The following is a 2501-nucleotide window of genomic DNA, read 5'->3' as shown; positions in this document are numbered from 1 at the left end:
CTGTACGGACGCCCTTATGCAACGTCCCTACCTACTCCCCTACTCCCCTACTCTGAAATAGATAAAGTTTTTGAGAAATGGTATTAGGGGTAGGTTGACTTCTGACTTCTGACTTCGTTAAGGCTCGTAGGGGTTTGGAGACCAAACCCCTACCAAACTTAGACCGCGATCTATAAATCTTCTCCTTGAATCAGAGGGTCAGCACTTGCTCCACAGGGAAATATTCCGTAGTCGCCACTTCTAATTTAATTGGTTGCAACTCCACAGCACAAGCTTTTAACTCTGGTTGCCCAGACTCAGGACAAGCTTGAGGATGAGTCAAAGCATTTGCCTCGGCCTGATTTCCCCACAGTGCGCCCCAGTGCATTGGCACAAATACAGTACCAGGAGTAATAGCTTTAGTAATTTTGGCTGGAAATCTGCCATAGCCTCTTCGCGACCTTACTTCTACCCAATCATTTTCTGAAATCTCTAACCTCTGAGCATCCTTGGGATGAATTTCTATAAATGGCATCGGGTGCATTTTTTTAATTTTCTCAATACGTCCGGTACGAGTTTGAGTGTGCCAATGACCATATAACCGCCCACTTGTCAAGACAAAGGGATAATCAGGATTAGGTGGTTCTGCCAATCCTTGGGAATAATATGCTGCAAATCTTGCCTTACCATCAGGAGTATTAAATCGGAAGTCAGTATACAGACGTTCCTGAGATACTCCACTACTATCAGGGCAAGGCCATTGAGTCGGACCTTGTTCTCGGAGTCGTTGATATGTGATGCCTGTCATATCACAAGGGCGATCGCGTGTCAATTCTAGAAACTCAGCTCTTACTGCCTCCGAGTCAGCAAAATCAAACTGATTGACAAATCCTAAACGACGACCTACTTCCGCAAATATTTCCCAATCTGCTTTTGCTTCTCCTAAAGGTTCACGGAATTGAGGACACAAAGTCACCACTCGCTCCGAGTTCGTCATCGTACCTGTTTTTTCTCCCCACTGAGCAGCAGGTAATAACAAGTGAGCATACTCAGCAGTTTCCGTAGGGTAATAAGCATCCTGATAAACAGTAAAAGGCGATCGCAACAAAGCAGCCTTAGTCCGTTCTAAATCTGGCATACTTACAGCAGGATTAGTTGCAGCAATCCAGAAACAACCTATTTCTTGCCGTTCCAAAGCCATAATCATTTCCCAAGCAGTGCGACCAGGAACAGAAGAAATTTGTCCTGGAGTCAATCTCCACAACTGTTCTACTTCAGCCCGATGTTGAGGATTTTTCACCACTCGATAACCAGGCAAAATATGAGCTAGTCCTCCTGCTTCTCTGCCACCCATAGCATTAGGTTGACCAGTCAGAGAAAACGGACCTGCACCTGGTTTGCCAATATTACCTGTCATCAAATGCAGATTAATTAGAGTTCGCACTTTTGCCGTACCCTCTGACGACTGATTCATCCCCATTGACCACAAAGATAAAACTCGCTGAGACTTTCCCCAATAACGAGCTGCTTTTTCCAAATCATCCAAGCGAATCCCACAATGTCGTGCCACCAGCTCCGGTGGGTAGTGACGAATCACTTCAGTATATTCAGGAAAACCAGTCGTACACTCATCAATGAACATTGCATCAAGCAAACCCCAACGCATTAGTAGATGAGCTATACCATTAAGCAAATCAATATCTGTACCTGGTCGAATTGCCAAATGTAGGTCTGCTGCTTCTGCCGTTTGAGTACGACGGGGGTCTACCACAATCATTTTCACTTTCTTATTTCTTTTGTGGTGTACCCGCAAACGGTTAAATATGATCGGATGACATTCTGCTGTATTAGTACCAATTAAAAATGCACAGTCTGTCTGTTCTAAGTCATCATAGCAACAGGGAGGACCGTCAGAACCAAAACTTTGAATGTATCCAGATACTGCCGAAGACATACAGAGGCGAGAATTGGCATCAAAGTTATTAGTTCCCAGACAGCCTTTGAGCAACTTCTGAGCAACATAATAATCTTCTGTTTGAAACTGACCAGATCCATACATACAAATTGCATCTGGTCCCTGGGTGAAGCGTACAGTTTGAATCCGGTTAACAACGCGCCTAAAGGCTTGTTCCCAAGTGACGCGACGAAAAGGTTCATCTAGGGTATCGCGCATCATTGGATATTTGAGGCGACTTTTATCCAATGCTTCGCTCACCGTGGCACCTTTAACACAAACTTTGCCTTTACTTGATGGATGAGAGCGATCGCCTCGTACTTGCCAAATTGGATTACCTTTGCTATCTCTATTTGTTGCTTTTCCTGGCATTGCTGGTGGTGATACTTCTAATCCACAACCAACACCACAATAGGGGCAAAGAGTTTTTGTAGGTTTCATAGTTTACTTAAATTTTTTTTACTAAAAAATAAATGAAATTATCATTAATAGAGTTGTTGGGAAATAAGGTAAAATGGTTCAAGCAGAAATTGGCCAGAAGAATGCTAAATATTGAACGAGCCTTAAA

1 protein-coding gene is annotated in these 2501 nt (G+C 43.6%); it reads right to left on the bottom strand.

The window, feature by feature from the left end; genetic code table 11:
* Positions 1–190: 190 nt before the first annotated feature.
* Positions 191–2374, bottom strand: a complete 2184-nt coding sequence (locus tag AFK68_RS01935) for a molybdopterin oxidoreductase family protein (protein ID WP_094671205.1) — start codon at positions 2372–2374, stop codon at positions 191–193.
* Positions 2375–2501 lie beyond the last annotated feature (127 nt).

The organism is Hydrocoleum sp. CS-953, assembly GCF_002260545.1.
Lineage (GTDB): Bacteria > Cyanobacteriota > Cyanobacteriia > Cyanobacteriales > Microcoleaceae > Trichodesmium.
The sequence above is the reverse complement of the archived record's forward strand: the minus strand, read 5'-3'. Positions and strand labels throughout refer to the sequence as shown.